The sequence below is a fragment of the Shewanella sp. 4_MG-2023 genome (genome assembly GCF_030548015.1).
GTDB lineage: Bacteria > Pseudomonadota > Gammaproteobacteria > Enterobacterales > Shewanellaceae > Shewanella.
The window spans coordinates 119889-143493 of the sequence record NZ_JAUORL010000007.1 but is presented as its reverse complement, the minus strand read 5'-3'; the positions used below and the strand labels follow the sequence as shown (position 1 = coordinate 143493).

General features: G+C 44.0%; 18 protein-coding genes. 13 read left to right on the top strand and 5 right to left on the bottom strand.

The features are described from left to right. Positions 1–90: 90 nt before the first annotated feature. Positions 91–669: a Fe-S biogenesis protein NfuA gene (nfuA, locus tag Q4546_RS05945; RefSeq protein WP_076538256.1), complete on the bottom strand. Its 579-nt coding sequence runs from the start codon at positions 667–669 to the stop codon at positions 91–93. Positions 670–861: 192 nt separating this feature from the next. On the opposite strand from nfuA, the gene Q4546_RS05940 reads away from it, so the two are divergent. Next, positions 862–3486 carry a M14 family metallopeptidase gene (locus tag Q4546_RS05940; protein WP_303445890.1) on the top strand — a complete coding sequence of 875 codons (2625 nt, stop codon included), beginning with the start codon at positions 862–864 and terminating at the stop codon, positions 3484–3486. Between the two features lie 23 nt (positions 3487–3509). Here Q4546_RS05940 and Q4546_RS05935 read toward each other — a convergent pair whose 3' ends face one another. Beyond that, a complete protein-coding gene (locus tag Q4546_RS05935) occupies positions 3510–4226 on the bottom strand; it encodes a ComF family protein (RefSeq protein ID WP_198589328.1) in 717 nt (238 codons plus the stop codon). Between the two features lie 204 nt (positions 4227–4430). On the opposite strand from Q4546_RS05935, the gene bioH reads away from it, so the two are divergent. The 3 genes from bioH (at position 4431) to Q4546_RS05920 (ending at position 6364) form a co-directional block, all read left to right on the top strand. Further along, on the top strand, positions 4431–5192 hold the full coding sequence (bioH, locus tag Q4546_RS05930) for a pimeloyl-ACP methyl ester esterase BioH (RefSeq protein ID WP_303445910.1): 762 nt from the start codon (positions 4431–4433) through the stop codon (positions 5190–5192). Positions 5193–5258: 66 nt separating this feature from the next. Next, the gene (locus tag Q4546_RS05925) at positions 5259–5795 is read left to right on the top strand and encodes a hypothetical protein (RefSeq protein WP_102439429.1); all 537 of its coding nucleotides are present in this window, start codon (positions 5259–5261) and stop codon (positions 5793–5795) included. A 278-nt stretch (positions 5796–6073) separates the two neighbouring features. Next, positions 6074–6364, top strand: a complete 291-nt coding sequence (locus tag Q4546_RS05920) for a putative quinol monooxygenase (RefSeq protein WP_102439428.1) — start codon at positions 6074–6076, stop codon at positions 6362–6364. A 109-nt stretch (positions 6365–6473) separates the two neighbouring features. On the opposite strand, the gene Q4546_RS05915 is transcribed toward Q4546_RS05920, so the two are convergent. Together Q4546_RS05915 and Q4546_RS05910 are read right to left on the bottom strand one after the other, a co-directional pair. Further along, the gene (locus Q4546_RS05915; RefSeq protein WP_303445889.1) at positions 6474–8819 is read right to left on the bottom strand and encodes a Tex family protein; all 2346 of its coding nucleotides are present in this window, start codon (positions 8817–8819) and stop codon (positions 6474–6476) included. A gap of 243 nt (positions 8820–9062) precedes the next feature. Next, entirely contained in the window at positions 9063–10028 is a 966-nt protein-coding gene (locus Q4546_RS05910) for a helix-turn-helix transcriptional regulator (RefSeq protein WP_303445888.1), read from the bottom strand. A gap of 170 nt (positions 10029–10198) precedes the next feature. Here Q4546_RS05910 and Q4546_RS05905 point away from each other — a divergent pair, with 170 nt between their 5' ends. Genes Q4546_RS05905 through Q4546_RS05880 form a run of 6 tightly spaced genes read left to right on the top strand, consistent with a single transcriptional unit; the run spans position 10199 to position 17565 of the window. Further along, entirely contained in the window at positions 10199–11146 is a 948-nt protein-coding gene (locus Q4546_RS05905) for a DmsE family decaheme c-type cytochrome (protein WP_303445887.1), read from the top strand. A 15-nt stretch (positions 11147–11161) separates the two neighbouring features. Further along, on the top strand, positions 11162–13153 hold the full coding sequence (locus Q4546_RS05900; protein ID WP_102531758.1) for an MtrB/PioB family decaheme-associated outer membrane protein: 1992 nt from the start codon (positions 11162–11164) through the stop codon (positions 13151–13153). A 44-nt stretch (positions 13154–13197) separates the two neighbouring features. Further along, positions 13198–15711 (top strand): DMSO/selenate family reductase complex A subunit, encoded by a 2514-nt coding sequence (locus tag Q4546_RS05895; RefSeq protein ID WP_303445886.1) that lies wholly within the window; start codon positions 13198–13200, stop codon positions 15709–15711. Positions 15712–15722: 11 nt separating this feature from the next. Beyond that, positions 15723–16391, top strand: a complete 669-nt coding sequence (locus Q4546_RS05890; RefSeq protein ID WP_303445885.1) for a DMSO/selenate family reductase complex B subunit — start codon at positions 15723–15725, stop codon at positions 16389–16391. 46 nt (positions 16392–16437) lie between these two features. Beyond that, complete coding sequence (locus Q4546_RS05885) at positions 16438–17100, top strand: molecular chaperone (RefSeq protein WP_303445884.1); 663 nt, start codon at positions 16438–16440, stop codon at positions 17098–17100. Positions 17101–17112: 12 nt separating this feature from the next. Then, positions 17113–17565: a hypothetical protein gene (locus Q4546_RS05880; RefSeq protein WP_303445883.1), complete on the top strand. Its 453-nt coding sequence runs from the start codon at positions 17113–17115 to the stop codon at positions 17563–17565. A gap of 141 nt (positions 17566–17706) precedes the next feature. On the opposite strand, the gene Q4546_RS19190 is transcribed toward Q4546_RS05880, so the two are convergent. Next, positions 17707–17871 carry a helix-turn-helix domain-containing protein gene (locus tag Q4546_RS19190; protein WP_368506617.1) on the bottom strand — a complete coding sequence of 55 codons (165 nt, stop codon included), beginning with the start codon at positions 17869–17871 and terminating at the stop codon, positions 17707–17709. A gap of 341 nt (positions 17872–18212) precedes the next feature. Between Q4546_RS19190 and Q4546_RS05875 the strand changes: the two genes are divergently transcribed. Genes Q4546_RS05875 through Q4546_RS05865 form a run of 3 tightly spaced genes read left to right on the top strand, consistent with a single transcriptional unit; the run spans position 18213 to position 23602 of the window. Next, entirely contained in the window at positions 18213–19160 is a 948-nt protein-coding gene (locus Q4546_RS05875; RefSeq protein ID WP_303445882.1) for a DmsE family decaheme c-type cytochrome, read from the top strand. A gap of 14 nt (positions 19161–19174) precedes the next feature. Continuing rightward, entirely contained in the window at positions 19175–21169 is a 1995-nt protein-coding gene (locus Q4546_RS05870) for an MtrB/PioB family decaheme-associated outer membrane protein (RefSeq protein WP_303445881.1), read from the top strand. Positions 21170–21202: 33 nt separating this feature from the next. Next, complete coding sequence (locus Q4546_RS05865) at positions 21203–23602, top strand: DMSO/selenate family reductase complex A subunit (RefSeq protein WP_102530987.1); 2400 nt, start codon at positions 21203–21205, stop codon at positions 23600–23602. Positions 23603–23605: the final 3 nt, after the last annotated feature.

The window sequence follows — 23605 nt, the reverse complement described above, 5'->3', positions numbered from 1 at the left end:
GCCAATAAAAAACGCGACCATATTGGCCGCGTTTAGTGTAAAATTTGAATTAGCTATTGCTGTATTTTACAACAATAAAACCTTGCAAATTTACTGGTAAGAGTGAGAACCATGTTGATGGTCAGTCACATCTTTCACACCAGAGAGCTCACCAGGGAACATCTCCAGTAACTGTTTCTCAATGCCATCTTTTAAAGTGATATCAACTTGAGAACAACCATTACAACCACCACCAAACTGCAGTACTGCAACTGCATCTTCCGTGATTTCAACTAGCATGATGTTACCACCATGGCTTGCTAACTGCGGGTTAATCTCTGATTGAATCACATATTCAATACGCTCTTTTAATGGCGCATCTGAAGACACTTTACGCATTTTAGCGTTTGGCGCTTTTAAGGTTAGCTGCGAACCTAATTGGTCAGTAACAAAATCAATGCTCGCTTCTTCTAAAAATGGTGCGCTTTTTTCGTCAACCATGGCACTGAAGCCGTTGAAAGGTAATTCAGTGTCATCCGCTTCTACAGCGTCAGGTGGACAATAAGACACGCCGCACTCAGCTTGGGCAGTACCCGGGCTGATTACAAACACACGGATATGCGTGCCTTCAGGTTGATCGGCCAGTAATTTAACAAAATGCGCCTGAGCCGTATCAGAAATGTTGATCATAAAAACTGCTCCGTTAGATAGTACTTTAAAGTGTACTAAAAATAGTACTTGAGTAATTTAGTAAGAATTAGCGCTATGATACTCCTAGTTGCGACGGCTTTGTAGTCCTGCAGTGAGCAAGTTGCATAAAAAACACCGAGAAATTGCGCTTTTTAATGGCGATTTAAGTTTAATCACTTTATGGTGATTGTATTGTTTTCTTTTTATGATGTTGTTTCTTATATGATTAGCTTCAATGCATTGTTTACTCGTCTCGCTAAAGGCACCTTTTTCGGCTTCATTATCTGTATGCCATTATTTACCGTGGCGCAGGCTGATTCCCGCATTGAGCAGCGCCTCGGGGCTGAGAAAATTAATAAAAAAATCACCCAACCTACTGAATATTTAGGTTATCCATTGGGCGAGTGGCATTTAAGACATGATCAAATTAATCACTATTTACAACTATTAGCCAGCCAAAGTTCGCGAGTTTCTTTAGATTCTGCTGGTTACTCCTATGAAAAACGCCAGCAACTTAGCGCGGTCATTACCTCAGATGACAACCAACAGCGGCTAGCTGAAATCCTCGCCCAGCGCAGCCAAGTAAAATACGGTGTCAAACAACAAGGTCCATTACAGCAAAGCCCATTGATTATCTGGTTGGCCTATTCAATTCATGGCGATGAAGCCAGTGGCGCCCATGCGGCGGTGGCGTTAAGCCATTACCTTGCCGCATCTGATGAAGATTGGGTAAAAGAATTACTCGATAATACGGTTATTTTACTGACTCCGACCCAGAACCCTGATGGTTTTGATCGCTTTGCTAACTGGGCAAATAGCAATCGAGGCCAAGTGATTATTACCGATCCTAATCATCGTGAGCATAATCAAGATTGGCCCGGCGGACGTTTTAATCACCATTTCGCTGACTTAAACCGTGACTGGCTATTTCTGCGCCACCCCGCCTCTCAAGGCAGAGTGGCGTTTTTCCATAAATGGCAGCCCCATTATGTAGGGGATTTCCACGAGATGTGGCAAGACCAAACCTACTTCTTTCAACCTGGCGTCGCTGATAGAGTCAATCCGCTGACCAATCCTGCCAATCAAATGTTATCCAATGAGCTAGCGGCCTATCATCGTAAAGCGCTGGATGAGGTTAAGCAGCCATATTTTAGCGGGCAGATGTTTGATGACTTTTTCTATGGTAAAGGCTCAACCTACCCAGATATCAATGGCGCTGTGGGTATTTTGTTTGAGCAAGCTAGCTCCCGTGGTCAAGCCCAAGAGTCCCCCAATGGTGTGGTCACCTTGCAAAATAGTATTGATAATCAATTTTCTACTTCACTATCAAGCCTGCAAGGCGCCCATGCGCTACGTAAAAAATTGATGACATACCAAAGTGATTTTTTTGCTCGCAACAGTAAGCGCACCCGTGACGGTAAACAAACTGGCCGCCTTATCAAAGCCCATGGCGGTAATGCCCATATCACTGAGCTTGCAACGATATTGCAGCAACACCAAATCAGCTTCAAATATCTAAACCGTGAACTGGAAAACGATGACATACTCTTTAAGCCGTCAAACAGCCTGTTCATTCCTCAAAGTCAGCCACAGCATGACTTATTGCAAGCATTGTTTGATAAGCGCACTGAGTTTAAAGATGAAACCTTTTATGATATTTCCACTTGGAATTTTGAATCAGCTCTGGGCTTAAGTATCAGTGAAAATGCTAAACCCAACCCCAAATATCTCACCAATAACACGCCATATGTCGCGGCGACTGAGCAGCTAGATAACGCCAGCAATGTGGCCTTTATTATTGACTGGCAACAAGCGGCCTCGGCGCCCATGTTGCAGCAATTACTTAGCCAAGGGGTACAGGTTAAATACGCTAAAAAGCCCTTTAGCCTGCCTGATCGCAGCTCTAACGCCAAAAAGTCAGCAGCAATAGACTTCACAGCGGGTAGCCTGCAAATTCCCTTACGCCAGCCCAACTACAAAGGCAATATCGCCTTACTTGTTAGCCAGCTTGCCAAGCAATACCAAGTAGATGTCACTGCAGCAAGCAGCTCACATACCTTAGCGGGAATGGATCTTGGCAGTGATGAATTTAGCGTGATCAACCCCATTAAGCCGTTACTGCTCACAGGCATAGATACTAACGCCTCAGAAACCGGGCAAATGTGGTATTACCTTGATCAAACGCTTGCCGCGCCTGTCACTATGGTGGACAGCAATCGACTAGCAGGCATTGATTTATCAGGCTATAGCCACATTTTTATGGCTGATGGGCCTTATCATTTAATCAGTGATGCCAGCGCAAGAAAGCTGGGCAAATTTGTAATGGATGGCGGCACTATCGTGGCGCAAAAGCGGGCGCTGGTATGGCTCAATAAGCGCAATATTCTTAAGTCTCAGCCTAAAACCAGACTAGAGCTGAATAAATTATTTAGCACTTCAGGGATGAGTTATGCGGATAAGTCTAAATTAAATGCCAGACAATCCATCGGCGGCGCCATTGTGGCGTTAACACTGGATGAAACCCATCCAATCAACTTTGGTTTACCTAACCCGCTGCAAGTGATGAAAAACCGTGAGATAAGCTTTAACCTCACTTCCACGCCATTTATTGTGGCGGCGGACTATACCAATGAGCCACTGATGAGCGGTTACCTTGCTAAGGAATATCAGCGCGCTTTTGCCAACACCCCAGCAATGATTGTTGAGCCCAAAGGCAAAGGGCATGTTGTGGCATTAACAGATAATTTTTTGTTTAGAAATATATGGTTAGGCTCTGAAAAAGTCTACGCCAATGCGCTGTATTTTATCCAAAAATAACTGACTAATTTACAGTCTGCCTTTCATAATAATCCCGGTGCTTCAGCCCTTGCTAAGCACCAAGTTTGCACATGGGTATAGTGCGCCGCAAATAAGCGGCTAATTTCATTCACCGTGGTGCCTGTGGTCACCACATCATCGATAAGCGCCACCCGCTGGTAGGGGTTATCTCGCTGCAACGTAAATGCATCGGCGCAATTTAAGCGTCGCTGCTTACCATTAAGTCCCGCTTGGGCCTTGGTATCAACGCAGCGCACCAATAAACTATCGTCCATCGGAATACCAATTTGCGCACTGAGCTCTTTAGCAATCAGCCAAGCTTGATTAAAACCGCGCTGCTTTAAGCGATTGCGATGTAGCGGCACCGGAATGAGCACTTGGGGAAGTTGAATTAAACCTCTGGCCGCCAAATCCATCACCCTTACGGCTAATACTTGCACCAAGGCCGCTAATGGCGCGCATTGCTGCTGATATTTAATCCCAGCTATTAACTCCCCTAAGCCTTGATGATAACTGCAAGGGGCAATGACTAACATGGGTTCAATATGCTGGCAGTGGCCGCAATACACTTGCAATAACGGCATCGATTTACCACAACCTAAACAGACTTCCTGCTGATAAAGCCCCGCCACAAGGCAGGTCTGACACACCCCCGTATGCGGTTTAGCTGCAGAGTACTGAATGATATCTTGTTGACATAACAAGCATCGGTTAGGCAGGTTAGCTGCCACTGCAGCCATCAATGAAACTAACCGCGCTGTATTATTGTGCAAATTGAGCTTGAGGAGTTTTGAGAGTTGCCAAGCCATAGAATATCCTTATCCTGTATGACAGTTGTTTTAACCAGCGATCATTTATTAATCGCCACTTTTTGAGGTTAGCCTTTGAATCCACCAGCGCTGCACATTACTACTATTACGCCTAAAGCTATTTCTCATACAGATATGACTCATGAAAATAGCACCGACGTTATTGATATCGTATTGCTACATGGCTGGGGGGTGAACTCTGCGGTTTTTCAGCCGCTACAAACCGCATTATCAGAGTATAGAGTGCATTATGTCGACTTGCCGGGCTTTGGTGATAGCCAAGCAAATAGCGATAATATTGAAGCATGGGCAGCGGCGTTAGCTAAAGCTCTACCAGAAAATGCCATCTGGCTTGGTTGGTCATTGGGGGGCTTAGTTGCCACTCAAATTGCCCTAAATCATCCTCAGTCGGTAAAAGCGCTGATCACTGTAGCCTCTTCGCCTTGCTTTATGGCCCAAGAGCAAAATCAGTGGCCGGGGATCGCCCCTGAAGTGCTCACGCAATTTCACCAGCAATTAAATGTCAATCTAGCCAAAACTGTCGAGCGATTTTTAGCGATTCAAGCCATGGGCAGTGACTCGGCCAAACAAGATATTGTAGCGATAAAAAAATTAGTGTTGGCTAAACCTTTACCGACCCAAGCAGTACTCGATCAAGGCTTAGATATGCTCAAAGAGGTTGATTTGCGGCCCCAGCTTAACGATATCAGCCAGCCATGGTTACGTATTTGGGGCAAATGCGATGCCTTAGTACCCAGAACCATCATCCGCCAGTTACCCCAAGCCAGTAATATTACTGACATTGTCCACAATAAAGCCTCCCATGCGCCGTTTATTTCACACCCACAGGCCTTTATAGATGGCTTATTGCCATGGATAAAAAAACATCAAATATAGGCTATAAAACCTGCTAGCGTTTGGTTATAATTTAAACATTAACTGTTTGTTTTTTAAGTGAGTGTTATGCTAATTGTCACTAATTATCCCCAAGTACCGCTGGCAACAAGTAATGTTGCAACGGATCTTGCTCGGGCGGATAATCAGCAGGCAAAGCCAATATTACCGCCACAAGCGTTAACTAAGCCCCACCATGAACGGGCGCTAAATCAAAAAAACGAATCATTATTCCGTTTAAATACCATAGAGGAAAAGCATCGCCAGCAGCGACAATCCTCAGATCAACAGAATCAGCAGCATCTATCCCAACAATCAGCTTTACAACAGCAAGCACCTCAAAGCGCACCGTTAACCGGCTTATTGCCACAACTGCTGCGAGTAGCAGCCAGAAATAATCCCACTGTTAGCCGTCGTGACATTCAGCCCCAAACGCCCACTAAGTCGACTGCAATTAACAGCGATAACAATAAAAAAACCGAAGTTAAACAACAGATAAAGCAGCATTCTGATGAGTTTTATAAACAGTTTGGCCAGCACATAGCCACATGTTACCAGCAATGCACCACCCCTTCGCCACTCGCTCATCTGCTGATATTAGTCTAACCCTGCTCTCACTTTAATTAACGGGCTTGATGTCTTCACTTATTATGGCCGAACGATTACTAACTAATCATTATTACCCGCTAATCATTGTATTAGGTAATAGTCGTTATTTAGGCCATAAGCATCAATCACACATTCACTTCAAAAGATTATCTATTAATTTTTGATAATAACTCAAATGACAGCCTATTTATTCACCAGTAAGTAATGGCTAATATAGCTTCATCAGCAACAGGGCTGAACCAAATTCAACTTGATACATTATAGGAACTATCATCATGGCTAGCTTAACTATCGTAGCAAACATCATTACCAAAACTGACAAAGTAGAGCTGGTTAAAGCGGAACTACTAAAACTTATGGATATAACTCGCGCTGAAGCCGGTTGCATCAATTACGACTTACATCAAGACAACGAAAACCCTGCACATTTCATGTTTTATGAAAATTGGGAAAGCCGTGAATTATGGCAAGCACACATGGGTAACGCACATTTAGCCGAGTATATGGTGGCAACCGAAGGTGCTGTTGAGCAGTTCATTTTAAACGAAATGACTCATATCGCTTAATTGGTCGCACTATAAATTTTACAAAATAAAAAGGCCTTAACAGTCACGAGTATTCTCACGATGTTAAGGCCTTTTTTGGTTTAACCCTAAGCCAAACACATTAGCGGTGTTACTTTTTCAGCTTAGCAAAGGCGTCAGCAAAGGCATTACCCATAGCGGCATTAGCTGGGGCCTTTTGCGGTTTATGGGCTGACTTTTGCCCTGATTTATTCCCGCTAGCTTTATGTGTAGGCTTGCTGTTGGCTGATTTAGATTGATTAGCGGTTTTCGCTGTGGGTAGTGCTTCATCAAGGCGCATACTTAATGCGATACGGCGACGCTCTACATCCACTTCCATCACTTTAACTTTAACCACATCACCCGCTTTAACTATGGAGTGAGGATCGCTAACAAACTTGTCAGTGAGTGACGAAATATGCACTAAACCATCTTGATGTACGCCTACATCGACAAAAGCGCCAAAGTTAGTCACATTGGTGACCACGCCTTCTAGGATCATCTCTAGCTTCAGGTCTTTAAGCTCTTCAACACCTTCTTTAAAGCTGGCGGTTTTGAACTCACCACGAGGGTCACGCCCAGGCTTGTCTAGCTCTTTCAAGATATCGCTGATGGTGGGTAAACCAAATTCATCAGTAACAAACTCGGCAGCATTTAGCTGGGATAACAATTCGCTATTACCCATTAAGCTGGCCACAGTTTGCTGCTTGGCACTGGCAATGGCTTCAACCAATTTGTAGGCTTCAGGGTGAACAGATGAACCATCTAATGGATTTTTAGCATCGCTAATACGTAAGAAACCGGCTGCTTGCTCAAAGGCCTTTGGCCCTAAACGCGCCACTTTAAGCAATTGTTTACGGCTTTCAAATTTACCGTTTTCATCGCGGTAGTTAACCACGTTTTTAGCTAAGGTTTTATTTAAACCGGCCACCTGCGCCAATAATGGTGCTGATGCCATATTTAAATCAACGCCCACGCCATTTACACAATCTTCTACGACCGCTTCAAGCGAGCTTGATAGTTGGCTTTGGCTCACATCATGTTGATATTGGCCTACGCCAATGGATTTTGGCTCAATTTTAACGAGTTCAGCTAATGGATCTTGTAGTCGACGGGCAATTGATACGGCGCCGCGGATCGATACATCTAAGTTAGGGAACTCCTCAGAAGCCAGCTCTGATGCTGAGTACACTGATGCGCCCGCTTCACTGACCATCACCTTGGTCAAGCTTGGATGCGTCTCTTTCATAAAGCTCATCACTTCAGCGGCTAATTTATCCGTTTCACGTGAGGCGGTACCATTGCCAATGGCGATGATCTCCACTTTATGCATTTTTATCAGGTTCGCTAAAGTGCGGATTGACTTGTCCCACACGTTTTGCGGCGCATGAGGGAAGATAGTGGTATGGGCCACAAACTTACCGGTGTTATCGACAATCGCCACTTTAACGCCGGTGCGCAGCCCAGGATCTAAGCCCATGGTTGCTTTAGCGCCAGCAGGCGCTGCCATTAATAAATCACCTAAATTACGGGCAAACACATTAATGGCTTCAGCTTCAGCGCGCTCACGCATTTGGCTAATAAACTCGGTTTCCATTTGCAGCGCAATCTTGATGCGCCAAGTGGCGGTAACCACAGTTTTAAGCCACTGATCGACACTCGAGTCTGAAAACTTTAGTTTGAAATGATCGGCAATAATCACCACGCAATAACTGCTTTGCGCCACTTCAGCTTTAGGGTCTGCATTCATCGATAAATTGAGCGCACCTTCATTGCGGCCGCGCAGCATGGCCAGGGCCCGATGGGAAGGCACTTTGGTAATAGCTTCAGTATGCTCAAAGTAATCGCGAAATTTTGCGCCTTCTTTTTCTTTACCTTTAACTAGGCGGCTTTCAAGCACTGCCTGTTGGCTTAAATGCTTACGCACTTTTTGCAGTAAATCTGCATTTTCAGCAAAACGTTCCATTAAGATAAAACGCGCGCCGTCTAAAACCGCTTTCGCATCGCCAAAGCCGGCGTCGGCATTGATAAATTCAGCCGCTTTTGCTTCAAGATTAATACTACGATTAGCCAGTAAAAAGTCAGCTAAAGGCAACAAACCAGCTTCAATAGCAATTTGACCTTTAGTGCGGCGTTTCGGTTTAAAAGGAAGGTATAAATCTTCTAAGCGGGTTTTGCTGTCAGCGGCATTTATGGCTTGCTGCAATGCTGGGGTTAATTTGCCTTGGGTATCAATGCTAGAAAGAATAACTTGTCTGCGCTCGGCTAATTCACGTAAATAGCTTAAGCGACTATTTAGGGTTCGCAGTTGCGCATCATCTAAACCACCAGTGGCTTCTTTACGGTAGCGGGCAACAAAAGGAACGGTAGAACCATCATCGAGTAAGTTAATCGTCGCTGAGACTTGTTGCTCACGAACATTCAGTTCTTGAGCGATTATTTGAGCAATACTTGGCATAAAAGGTCTATTTGGCTTTGAATAACAAATGAGGTCAAAGATAGCATAATCAACCGCAAACGTTTATGAACAATCGATGATTTTGTGCTATTTATCTAAGCTAACTTTAGCCGTTAGCAAAGCCACACACTGTTAAATAACCGCTAAATCAGCCGCTAAAACTGCGAAATTTAATTAATAATATTACTTATGATTAATTTAATTAATAACCATTCTCATTAAACTTATTATATTAAATGCTGGTTACAGATTGTTGCAAATATTATTGCGCACATATTGAGTTGGCGTGCAGCCTGTTGATTTAGAAAAATATCGGCTAAAACTTGGTAGATCTTTAAAGCCACTTTCATATGCTGACTTTTTTATATTACCTTTATTATTTTTCAAAATAGTTATAATAGAATTCATTCTGGTATTTTGAATCATGTCTTTTACACAGCAGTTTTCAGTTCTAAGTTCACGCTGTAAACCCCTTTCTGAAACCCCAATTGAATTGGCAAGATTGGGTAAACTTAATGCTGACGGTGGCATGCTATTCGCGGCAGCTTTTACCCGGTCACTACTAGAAAGTGTTAGCTTATTTTCAGCCATTACCGGGTTAACATCTCGTTCATCTTTTGCCACTATCACTGACATTGACTGACAGTTAAAGGTCACATTATCAAACAAGTCTACATCAACACCATAGAATGACCGTTCGAATGGTAACTCAATAATTATGCTAGACTTTTTAGTGAGTGAGCAACCTAAAATATGCGTAAGACAGGCATAAATAAACAAGTCATCATATTTAGATGCAATCGCTTGAGGAGCCCGTTTAGCCACCAAACCTAGGCTATGTTGCGTTTCAATATTATGCCAATTCAGATCTGATACTTGATTATAAAATTGGGTAAATGCCAGCAGCTTTTGTGCATCACTTACCTCTGCTGAAAAGTCGATATCAGTAAACTTGATGATCCGCTGAATAAAATATTGTATTAAATCAATAAAGAAATACTTATTGTCACAATTATTTTCTATATAACGTAATAAGTTAGTAATGGTATTAAAACCAATCAAATCTGTATCTGCAAGATATTTAAAGTGGTTATATTCATCAGGTAATGGAAAATTAATTAACTCGCAATATTCACACACAATCTTGGTGTGAACAGCTGGCCGGCACTTATATTTTATCATCTGAAAACATCTAAATAATATCCACATTTATTGGACGGTTATTTTATTTGTTTTTGCTACTCAAGATGCTGACGCGGATCACATATGTCGTTTTCTGATAATTCAATTGCATCGATTAGATTTCTACACATCCCTAGAATACCCCCTCTTAATTAGTACACTTTTTAACGTTTGATTTAATAAGGTCAGGTAACTTAATGAACTGGTATCGTAAATTCATAACCTATATCAGCATAACGCTCTGTTTATGCTCATTTAGTGCTATCTCTTCGCCATGGGATGACATGCCAGCAGACCAATTAGAGCAACAATTAGTTGAAAAGTTCGCTGCCGGTAAGTATTCCCCTAAAGGGGCAGACAGCTGCTTAATGTGTCATCGTAAAAATGAAAAAGTAATGGATATCTTTAACGGTGCCCATGGCGACTTAAATAACAGCAACTCACCAATGGCGGGTTTGCAGTGCGAAGCTTGTCATGGACCACAAGGTAACCATAACCGTGGTGGCAAAGAGCCAATGATTCAATTTGGCCAAGACAGCAAATTATCTGCCCCAATTCAAAACACCGTCTGTCAGGGATGTCATAACGACCCTGAGCAAATGGCGTGGCATACCAGTACCCATAATCTGGAAGAAATTGCCTGTGCTGATTGTCATAACATTCACGCTGCCACTGACCCTGCATTAGACAAAATGTCAGTGAATGACACCTGTACCTCATGTCACACCCAAGAAAAAGCCGACATGAATAAGCGTTCATCACACCCACTAAAATGGGACCAAATGACCTGTGTTGACTGTCATTCTCCCCATGGTTCTATGACTGAAAGCGCGTTAAATAAACCTTCTATTAATGACACTTGTTATAGCTGTCATGCAGAAATGCGCGGCCCAGTGTTATGGGAACATGCTCCAGTGACTGAAAATTGCGTCACTTGTCATAACCCACACGGCAGCGTTAACGAATCTATGCTCAACAACCGTGCTCCGCAGCTTTGTCAGCAATGCCATGCCGATGATGGCCATGCAAGTCGCGTAGTACCACAACCAGGAATGGATGCCTTTGGCGGCGGAAAAAGTTGTTTAAATTGCCACAGCCAAATTCATGGTTCTAACCATCCAGCTGGCAGCTTGCTGCAACGCTAAATGAGGGCAACAACAATGAACTTTAAACTCAATATTATTACTGCCTCATTAGTGATTGCCTCAGCGCCCGCTATGGCGGCTGATTTTGCGGTAGGTAAAGCTAATACCGCTAATGTTGATCAGCAAAAATATCAATGTCAGCGCTGTGAAGCAAACACTGGCTATAACGGCAGTGTCAGTGTTGAAGCGGGTTACATTAGCAGTGATGATGTTCATGCTGCTAATGCCTTTGGTACTGATCAAGACGGTTTTGTCACTGCCGTTAGCGGTGATGTGAACTACCAAGGCGATAGCGGCTATCAGGCGAGCATTCAAGCTAACCAACTGGGGTTTGAAAACAGCTCAGCGAATGTCAGCGTCGGTAAAGCGGGACTGTTTTCAGTTGATGCCGATTACCAATTACTGACCACCTATCAGTCAGGTGATGCTCAAAGTCAGCTTTATTATGACGATGGCATGATGGTGCCAAGTGACGAGCCATACACCTTTGAGCTATCACAGCAACGTGAAAAAATGGGCTTTGGTGCCAAAGTTAAGCAAGATTTTTATCAAGGCTACCTGCGTTATGAAACCGAAGATAAAAGCGGTTACAAGAGCAGTAGCATTGTTACCCCAAGCCCAGTAAATATTGGTTTAGTTGTCGACTCGACCACTGATTCATTTACCGCAGGCGCAGCGCTTACTGGCGACAACTGGTTAACTGAGCTGAGCTACTTTGGTAGCCAGTACAAAAATAATGTTAACGATCTGAGCTTACCGTATTCATACGACTTGTATGCTGCAACCCCAGACAATGAAGCCCATCAAGTATCACTGTCGGGCCAATATCAATTAAATCGCACTGTGATGTCAGGGCGCTTTATTGTTGGCCGCATGATTCAAGATGATGACCTCATTCAAGTGGCTGGTAATCCAATCCAAAACTGGGATGGTGAAGTCGACACCACAGACGCCAGCTTCAATATCACCTCAATGTTGAGCAACCGTTTACGTCTGGGTGCCAGTTATGACTACAGCAACCGTGAAAACAACAGCTCGGTATTTGAATTCCAGCAATACGACTTTAATAGCTTAAGTGGCAGCTTCAAAGAAAACGTTGCCACTGATATCGAACGCTCAAGCTATAAAGTGAATGCCAGCTACCGCATCAGCAGTGGTTACCGCTTACAAGCAGGTTACGATCGCAAAGATGTTGAACGTACTTACAGCGACCGCGAACAAACTAACGAAGACAACCTATGGGCCAAGTTCAGTATTCGCGCCATTGATAACGTCAATATCAATGTTAAAGCCAGCCACAGCAATCGCGGCGGCTCTGAGTATTTAACCAATGAGCTAACGTCATCTGAAGATAACAGCCTAATGCGTAAGTACTATCTTGCTGATAGAACCCGTAACGATATCGAGCTGCGCGTTAATCACAGCCCACTTGATTGGTTAAGCATCGACTTCACTGGACGCTACGCCATAGATGACTATAACGATACTGTTATCGGCTTAACGGAATCAGAAGATTACGGTTACGACATCAATGTAAACCTACAACTTAGCAAGCAATTATCAGCTTATGGTTTTGCCGGACAACAGTGGATTAATTCAGCTCAAGCTGGCAGCCAAAATTATAGCGACCCTGATTGGTACGCCGATATTGAAGACAAATTTATCAATATGGGCGCCGGCGTGAGCTACGGCGGATTAATGCAGGATCAACTGACTTTAGGGGCTGATTACCTATTCAGTAACTCAAGCAGTGATACCTACGTTACCAGTGATGGCACCACGCCATACGGTGATTATTATTCTTATAACCATAGCGCCAGCTTATATGCCAACTACGCCTTAAGTGACGACATGGCCTTAAAGCTGACGTACCGCTACGAACGCTATTACGACACCGATGATGCTCAAATATCGCCAAATGAAGTCCCTGTAATGGTGACGCTAGGCGAGCTTAATCACAATTATAACGCCCATCAGATCATGCTGAATTTCAGCTATCTGCTGTAGTCGTTACCAACGCGCTGAAAAAATTTTAGTAAGAGGATTTAATAATGGAACGCAGAAGTTTCTTGAAAATGAGTGCGGCTTTAGGTTGCGCTGCAACAGTAACCGGCTGTAACACCAGCTCAAAAGATGCCGAGCCACTACCACCAGAAGTACCTGTTGATGAGACCTTAACTTGGTCAGCATGCTTAGTAAACTGTGGTTCAAACTGCCCAGTAAAAGTATTTAGTCAAGACGGCATCATTACTCGCGTTGAAGCGGATCATGAAGTAGAAGATGAATACGGCCTACATCAAATCCGCGCCTGTGCCCGTGGTCGTTCATTACGTCAACGTACCTATGCAACTGACCGCTTAAAAACCCCAATGAAGCGTATTGGCGAGCGTGGTGAAGGCAAATTTATTCCTATTACTTGGGAAGAAGCAGCATCAACTATTGCTACCCAGCTAAACAAAACCATTGCTGAGCATGGTAACAAGTCTATCTTTAGAAGTTACGGTTCAGGTGCTTATTACGGTTTTGCATCAAACGCCTGCTTTAACCGTCTATTCAACTTAGTTGGCGGCTGCTTAAGCTACTACGGTAACTACTCTTGGGCGCAGCAAATTGAAGCGGCTAAGCATACCTTTGGTACTAGCAGTACTGCTGGTTCTTCAACAGTAACCTTAGATCAAAGTGACTTCTTATTAGGTTTTGCTTATAACCCAAGTGAAATCCGTCAATCAGGTTCAGGTGAAGGTTATGATTATCTTAATGCACTGCAACGTAACAACGGCCTAAAAGTAACCTTAATTGACCCGCGTTATACCGACTCAATGTTAGGTAAAGAAAGCACTTGGTTGCCGATCCGTCCAGGAACAGATGCTGCGCTTGCTGAAGCAATGGCATACATCATGATCAGCTCTGGTTGGGTTGAGCGCAATAGTATCGACTTCATTAATAACCATACTGTTGGTTATGATGCAGCGTCGATTCTTGCTCAAAAGCTAGCGTTTGAAACCAGCGGCGATGCCACTAAAATTGAATATGCCCAGCATATGAACTCTGAAGATAACTACTATGATTACATCATGGCGCAGGGTATCTACAGCGATCGCGCCCCGCGCACTCCAGAATGGGCCCAATCTATTACTGGTATTCCAGCAGCTAAAATAAAACAGCTTGCTGACGATTTAATGGCAGCCCAAAAACCCTACATAGTTGCAGGCGCTGGCGTTAACCGTCAGGCAAATGGTGAGCAATCAGTCCGCGCCATTTATATGCTTAGCGTATTAGCTGGTAAGTTAGGTGTTGAGGGCTCATCAAACGGTGAGCTACCAAACATGACAAGCGCATACCGTGCAGGGATCCCAACTGGCGCTAACCCAGTTAAAGAACAGATTTCATTCTTCTGCTGGTCTGAAGCGATTCACAATGGTGAAACCATGACTGCTCGTACTCATGGTGTTACCGGTACTGACGGTTTAGATACCCCACTTGGAAACAACATCAAAGTGATCATCTCTGCATCTGACAGTTCACTACTGAACCAACACGCAGACATTAATGGTACGGCTGAAATCTTAAAAGATGAAAGCGGCGTTGAATTAATTGTCTCTTGTGACTGTTGGATGACGCCTGGTGCTAAATTTGCCGACATCATCATTCCTGATACCTCTTGGTTAGAATCAAATGACTTAGTTAATGACTCATATGCATCTGGTTCGCTTGACTATATTACTGCAATGAAAGCAGCTGTAGAGCCAATTTGGGACTGTAAGTCAATGTACCAAGTATCAGCAATGATTGCTGATGCTATGGGTGTTGGCGCCGAATTTACCGAAGGCAAAACTGAAGATGATTGGTTAGAAGAGCTTTATCAGCAAACGAAAGCAAATGCCGGTAACGCAGATATCAAACCAGCCTTCCCAGCAACGTACAAAGAAGCACAGGACATCGGTTTATTCCGTAACAACACTCATAATCGTCACGTGGCACTAGAAAGCTTCGTCAATGGCGGCGAAGCACTATCAACGCCATCAGGCAAAATTGAAATCTATTCAGCTGAACTTGCTTGGCGCGCAGCGAACTGGGAACAAGACAAGTACAAAGGCGACATCATCACACCACTACCACAGTACACAGTGACTTGGGACGGTTACGAAGATGAAGACACTAAAGAAGATTACCCACTGCAATTAGCGGGTTACCACACTAAAGGTCGTACTCACTCAAGCTATCACAACGTACCTTGGTTACGTGAAGCGGTAGAAGATGCGGTATGGATTAACGCCATTGATGCCCAAGAATATGGTGTAACTTCGGGTGACAAAATCGAAATGTATAACGAACGCGGCTCAATTGAAGTGGTAGTACGTATCACCCCACGTGTTGCCCCTGGCATTGTTGCTTTAGGTCAAGGCGCTTGGTTCTCTCCCGATCCAAATGGTCGTACAGGTTCAACAGGTAAAGTGATTGATATTGGCGGCGCAATTAACTCGCTGACCAAATACGCACCGACTCCTATTGCTAAAGGCAATCCACAGCACACAAACCGTGTCCAAATTCGTAAAGCTATTTAATGGAGGCTACCATGACCGAATCAACTCAATACAGTTTCTACCTTGATACGACTAAATGTACAGGTTGTAAAGCCTGCCATATTTCTTGTAAAGACCGTCAAAGTGGTATTATTCGCGAAGGCAATAAACCGACTGAAGGTGGCGTACCGGCATTAAATGGCGTTAATTGGCGTCGTGTTTATGAATACGGTGGCGGCAGCTGGAATGTAGACCCAGCAACAGGTTCATTTGAGCAAAATGTGTTTAGCTACTATGTTTCTATTGGCTGTAACCATTGTAGTGAGCCTGTTTGTGTTAAGGCGTGTCCTACGGGGGCGATGCACAAACGTCGTGAAGACGGCTTAGTTCATGTGGCAACTGACTTATGTATTGGCTGCAGCAGCTGCGCCAAAGCTTGTCCATATGATGCACCGCAATTAGACCAAGAACGTAAAGTGATGACCAAGTGTGATGGTTGTTACGACCGACTAGCAGAAGGCCGCAAGCCTATGTGTGTTGACTCTTGCCCAATGCGCGTAATGGATTTTGATACCGTTGAAAACATTAAAGCTAAATATGGTAATGGTGATGCCCATATCGCCCCCCTACCATCAGAAGGTATTACTTCACCTAATTTGATAATTAAAGCGAATAGAAATGGCGGCCAACAAGGTGACATCCTCAACTTTGCAGAAGTATAACTAAATGATGGCGCCCTTCGGGGCGCCTTTTAACAGGAATGACATAATGACCGACACTACCACTGATGACGCTTATCTAGAGCTACAAGCTATTGCACGTTTACTGCATAACGTTTTATTGGACTATCCAACCGAAGATTCAATCCAGTATTTTGTCAGCAATCAATTAAACCTGACCTGGCCTGCACTACAAGACTCTGAGGCCAATAAGCAAGGTAAGTCATTATTAGGTCAATTCTTCTCACAATGGCACCCTGAAAAAATCAACGACATTAAGCTTGATTACGGCCAGCTTTATTTTGGACCAGGCGAGCCTAACGCTATGCCTTGGGGATCCACTTACCTAGGCGAACAACAAATTCTCAATGATAAGTCGACCATTAGCTTAATGAACTTTTACAAGCAATTAGGCATTATTTTCGAGTTGAAATTTAACCAACCCGTAGACCATATCGCTTTGTTCTATGCGGTTATCGATCAATTATTGCAGCAATTAATTGATGAACCAGACAATAAGCCAGCTAAAGAAGCGCTTATGGTGTTATTGCAACAACACATGTTGCCATGGTCGGGCCGTTGTCACGAACTCGCCATAAAACATGCTGAAACCGATTTCTATAAAGGCATCGCCCTACTAGCAGGCGATTTTGACACAGTACTCGCTAACACATTAAATATCATCCCAATGCCAATGCGGTTATTTCGCTAGTAGGAAAAGCTTATGAGTGTCATTCGATCAGTCGCCCAGCAGTGGAACAAAGCAGATTTTGCCCTGCAATTACAACAGTACTTTGCTCAAGATAAGGGCATTGGTGAGTTATTTGTCGGCGCAACGCCTTGCTCGACAGTCTGTAGCCTCATCGCCGCGATGATCGAATTACCGCCCAAGCCTAAAAATGAACATTACAGCATGGATATGGAGCAGGTTTTTGATACCTTGTTTCAGTGCTTTTTATTGATGTTTATTAAGGAGCTGGAACATAAACTGCTGACACAACCCGAGCAGTTAATTATGTCGCTGGCGGTGCATTATGCACAAACCATTAGTGATGATGCGCAATACGCCAACTCAAAGCTACAAGACAACAGCCAACGAGTGTTAACCGCCATGGCGCGTTTAGAATCTGAGCGCAAGCAACAGCGTAAACAGCAATATAATATGGGTAAATGTTAACTGCGATAGTAGTTGAAACGATAGTAGTTGAAGTGATACTAGCTGAAGTGATAGCAGTTGAAGTAATTAGGACTGTAGCAAAAGCGGCTCCACTGGTGAATAACTAACGGATTCACCAGTCACTCATCGGCAGCTAAGGTATTATTTAGTCAGCAAGAATTCACTTGGGGAAATGCCCATAGTTTGATTAAAGATTTTAGTTAATCTGCCCTGATCGGTAAAACCACAATCACACGCGGTCAGCTTAATATTGCCATTATTCATTTCTAATAATCTGCGCGCTTTTTTATATTTAACATTATTAATTAATGTAATTGTGAACCAGATCTTACATCTTTGATTGCTAAATAAACACTTGAAGATAGCAAGATCAACACAAAGCTCAAACTATAAAGAAACAACTTTTTTTTAAGACATAAGTTAGTACCTGATTGTGGGTATTAAATCAAAAAAATTGCTTTAACTACAAATGAAAACTATTACCAACTAAAACCCACTACAAATCACATTTAAATCTCTTTCTTGCTGAACTCCACAAAATTAAACCATCAATATTTAACAAATGAATAATCGTTAATATCTCACCTAAAATAGCGCCCATATAAAACACCTAATGACTTATTTAATAATTTAAGGGAATGACATTTATGAAAAAAATGATCCTTGCATTAATAATTGGCGCTTCTTCAATATTAATTCCCCATACCAGCGCTAATGCCACCCCATGGGATGACCTCAGCTCAACACAATTAGAACAACAGTTAGTTGAGAAGTTCGCTGAAGGAAACTACTCCCCTAAAGGCGCCGACAACTGCCTAACCTGTCACCGTAAAAATGAAACCGTCATGGACATATTTGATGGCGTGCACGGTAACATTGCCAGCAGCGACTCACCTATGGCAGGCCTACAGTGTGAAGCTTGTCATGGCCCACAAGGCCAGCATAATCGCGGCGGTAAAGAGCCGATGATTGCTTTTGGTAAAGACAGCAAATTGTCTGCCCCAACCCAAAACACCGTGTGCCAAGGCTGTCATAACGACCCAGAGCAAATGGCGTGGCATACCAGCACCCATAATCTCGAAGAAATTGCCTGTAGTGATTGTCACACCATTCACGCAGCCACAGATCCTGCATTAGATAAACTGTCGGTTAATGACACCTGCACCTCATGTCACACCCAAGAAAAAGCCGACATGAACAAGCGCTCATCACACCCAATGAAATGGGACCAAATGACCTGTATTGATTGTCATGCTCCCCACGGTTCAATGAGTGAAAACGCCTTAGTTAAACCAACCGTTAATGACACTTGTTATAGCTGTCACGCCGAAAAACGCGGCCCATTCCTATGGGAACACGCCCCGGTGACTGAAAGCTGCGTGTCATGTCATAACCCCCACGGCAGCGTCAACGACAATATGCTTGATAGCCGCGCACCGCAGTTATGTCAGCAATGTCATGCACCCGATGGTCACGCCTCTCGCGTTGTACCTGAGCCGGGGATGGATGCCTTTGGTGGTGGAAAAAGCTGCCTTAACTGTCACAACCAAATTCATGGTTCTAATCACCCAGCTGGCAGTCTGCTGCAACGCTAATGGAGAGCAAGATTATGTCATTTAAATTGAATCTTATTACCCTGTCACTGCTGGCGGTATCGACCTCTGGCATGGCAGCGAACTTCGGGGTTGGCAACGCCAATACCACCGCGGTTAATACCCATAAATATGAATGTAAACGCTGCACTAACCTAGTCGGTTATAGCGGTGAAGTCAGTGTTGCTGCCGGGTATAACGACATCGGCGATATTCACGCTGGTAATGCCTTAGGCACTGCCAAAGATGGCGGCATTGCTGCCGTCAGTGGTGATGTGCGCTACCAAAGCGAGTCAGGTTATCAAGCCCGTATCCAAGCCCATCAGCTAGGCATGGATAATGGCTTTGCTCACGTGTCTGGCGGTAAAGCTGGCTTGTATGAATTTAGCCTCGATTATGATGCGATTAAAACCTATAAAGCCGGTGATGTAGAAAGTAGTCTATGGCACAACGATGGCATGTTAACCCCATCTGATGCCATCAACAGCTTCGACTTAGCTCAGCGCCGCGAAAAAGTGGCCCTCGGCATGGAGTACGGTCAAGACTTCTATGGCGCCTTTGTGAAATACAGCCAAGAAGATAAAACCGGCCATAAATCAGCCAGCCTGGTATCACCAAGCCCGATTAACTTTGGCTTACCAACCGATTCTCGCACTAAGCAGTTAGATGCTGGGGTGAACTTATCTGGTGAAAACTGGCTCACTGAGCTGAGCTACTTTGGCAGTTATTATCAAAACAATATCGACCACTTAAGCTTGCCTTATGCCAATGATGTGTACTCAGCAGCGCCAGATAACCAAGCCCACCAGGTGGCGTTATCAGGTCAGTACCAGCTCAATCGCACCGTGATGAACGGCCGCATTGTGACAGGCCGGATGATACAAGATGACAACCTCATTCAAGTAACGGGTAACCCGCTACAAAACTGGGATGGTCAAATTGACACCCTTGATGGTCGTTTTGCGCTGACCTCGATGCTCACTAACCGTTTACGTTTAGGCGGCAGCGTTGATTACAGCAAGCGTGATAATAAAAGCTCAACCGCTGAATTTGCCCAATACAACTTCAATAGCTTAACTGGCGCCTTTAGACAAAATACCCCGCAAGATATTGAACGTAACACCTATAAAGTCAATGCCAGTTACCGCATCGCCAGTGGCTACCGCTTACAAGCCGGTTACGACCGCAAAGAAGTGGAACGCACCTTCAGTGACCGCGAGCAAACCAATGACGACAACCTATGGCTAAAATTCAATGTCCGCGCCTTAGACAAGGTTAATTTTAATCTTAAAGCCGAGCACGCTAATCGCAGTGGCTCTGACTATGAAGCCAATGAGCTGACCTCATCTGAAAATAACGCCCTGCTGCGCAAGTACTATTTAGCTGACCGCACCCGCAACGCCGTTGAATTAAAGGTGAACTACACCCCTATCAACTGGATGAGTCTGGACATCAGCAGCCGTTATGCCCAAGACGAGTATGACGATACCCAAATCGGCCTGACTGAATCTGAAGATTACGGTTATGACGCTAACCTTAACATCGCCTTTAATCAGCATGTTGATGGTTACGTGTTTGCTGGACAGCAATGGATTAACTCCAATCAAGCAGGCAGCCAAAGCTTTGGCGCAGCAGATTGGATGGCTGACATTGAAGATGAATTTATCAACTTAGGCGCAGGCGCAAGCTACAGCGGCCTGATGCAAGACAAGCTCACCTTAGGCATTGATTACTTATTCAGTAACTCAATCAGTGACACTGATGTCACCGCCGATACCACTAATCCGTATGGGGATTACTACTCATACAACCACAGTGCCAGCATGTACGCCGATTACGCCTTGAGCGAGCAAATGGCACTGAAATTAACTTACCGCTATGAACGCTATTTCGATACCGATGCAGCCAACGTAGGGGTCAATGATATTCCGGGGATGATTACTCTGGGTGATATCAACCATAACTACAACGCACACCAAGTGATGTTGTCGTTTACCTACCAATTGCGCTAAGCCGCATCGTTAATGCTACGAGAGGATATACCAATGGAACGTAGAAGTTTTTTAAAAGCCAGCGCCGCATTAAGCTGCGCAGCAACGGTAACTGGTTGTAAAACCAGTTCAGATGATGCCAATGTCACCCCAACTCCGCCACCTGTTGATGAGAAAATAGATTGGTCTTGCTGCACTTGTAACTGTGGCCATAACTGTCCATTAAAAGTTATTACCGTTGACGGTAAAATTACTCGTGTTGAAACCGATGATGTCGGTGGTGATGAGTTTGGTACGCACCAAGTGAGAGCCTGTTTAAAAGGTCGCTCAAGCCGTAAAAAAGTTTACTCTCCAGACCGACTTAACGGTCCGATGAAACGTGTTGGCCCACGTGGTCATACGAGCAGTTTCGTTCCTTGTTCATGGGATGAAGCTTTCAGCACCATAGCTGAAAACCTTCAAAAAGTGTACAACGAAGCGGGCCCTTCAGCGGTATATCCTCATTACGGAACCGGCCGCCTATACGCTAATTATTCTGGCGGTGACTGGCGCTGGGCAGGTCAATGGGGCGCTAAATTATTATGTGAGATGGGCGGCTACTTAAGCCACTACGGTACTTATAGTTCATCACAACAATTAGCTGCTATGTCGCATACTTATGGTGGGAATGCTTCAAGTACTTACACTGAAATGTTCCACAGTGATTTAGTGGTCGCATTTGGTTTTAACCCTGCTGAAACTCGTATGAGTGGCGGTGGCGGTACTTATGATTGGAGTACTTGTACAAAGGGTAAAAAGGTCATCATGATCGACCCTCGCTACTCTGACTCATCTTTGGGAAAAGAAGACAAATGGCTGGCGATTCGTCCAGGTACTGATGCAGCGCTATGTGAAGCTGTTGCCTATGAGATTATTAACCAGGGCAAAGCTGATAAAGCCTTCTTAGACAAATACAGCATCGGTTTTGATAGCGATACCTTACCTGCAACTGCAAAAGCTGGGAGCGATTATAAGTCACACATCCTAGGTTTAGGTGAAGATGGTATTGCGAAAACCCCACTTTGGGCTGAAAAAATTACCGGTATTGCAGCTAGTGATATTGAAGATCTAGCACGAGATTTGATGAATGCATCAACCCCATTTATTTGCCAAGGCTTAGGTCCACAACGCCATGCTATTGGTGAGCAAAGCGTACGTTCAATTGTAATGCTACCTCTACTACTAGGTAAGGTGGGCATTCAAGGTACAAACTCTGGTACCTGGCCTGGTCACGGAAGAAGTTCAATTAGCCTTTCTCCTAAAGGTAATAATCCTTACCCTGGCAGCATTTCGTTCTTCACTTGGAGTGATGCTATTGAGCGTGGTACTGAGTTCACGCCTGAGAAAGATGGCTTAAAAGGCGTTGATAAACTTGATAGTAATATCAAATTCATTTGGAACTATGCAGGCAACGCACTGATAAATCAGCATTCAGATTCATTTGCAACACATGAGCTTTTAGCTAGCAGAGAAACGGATGAGCTATTTATTTTAGTACACGATGTCTTTATGACACCAAGTGCAAAATACGCCGATATCCTGTTACCTGATTTCACTGATTTAGAACATACCGATGTCAGTGCATTTGGTGGGACTAACCAAGAGACGGTTATTCCTATGACTACTTCTGTAGACAGCCCTGTAGATGCTAAAGGCTGCTTTGAAGTGACCTATGAAATAGCGAAACGCTTGGGTAAAGAAGGCGCTGTATTTGAGGGTAAAGATTACAACCAATGGTTAACTGAGCTTTATCAGCGCGATCAAGCTAACAATACCAAACTACCAGATTATAAAGATCTTGTAGAAGGCGGTTTATATAAAATAGCCAACCCTGAATTTAAAAACATCGCATTTAGTGCATTCTTCTCGGATCCAGATGCAAATAAATTAAACACGCCAAGCGGTAAAGTTGAAATTTACTCAGAAACATTAGCTGAAATGTCAACGAGTTGGGATCTACCTGAAGGTGACTCTATTCCAGCTATCCCTATGTATCATAAAACTTGGGAAAGCTACGAAGACACTGAAACACGTGAGCAATACCCGCTACAGCTAATTGGTCATCATACCAAAAGTCGCACTCATTCTAGTTTCCATAATATTAAATGGCTTCAAGAGTCCTATGAAGATGCCGTGTGGATCAACCCTAAAGATGCAGCTGAACGCGGTATCACTGATGGCGCTAAAGTTGAAATTAAAAATAGTCGAGGCAGTGTCATTATTGCCGCTAAAGTCACTCCATTGATCATGCCAGGTGTCACCTCGCTGGCTCAAGGTGCTTGGTTAAATAGCGATAACTTGACTGGCAAAGTCGACATTGGTGGCAACGTTAACTCATTAACCAAATATCACCCAACACCTATTGGTAAATGTAACCCACAACACACTAACTTAGTTGAAATCCGCCTAGCATAACTG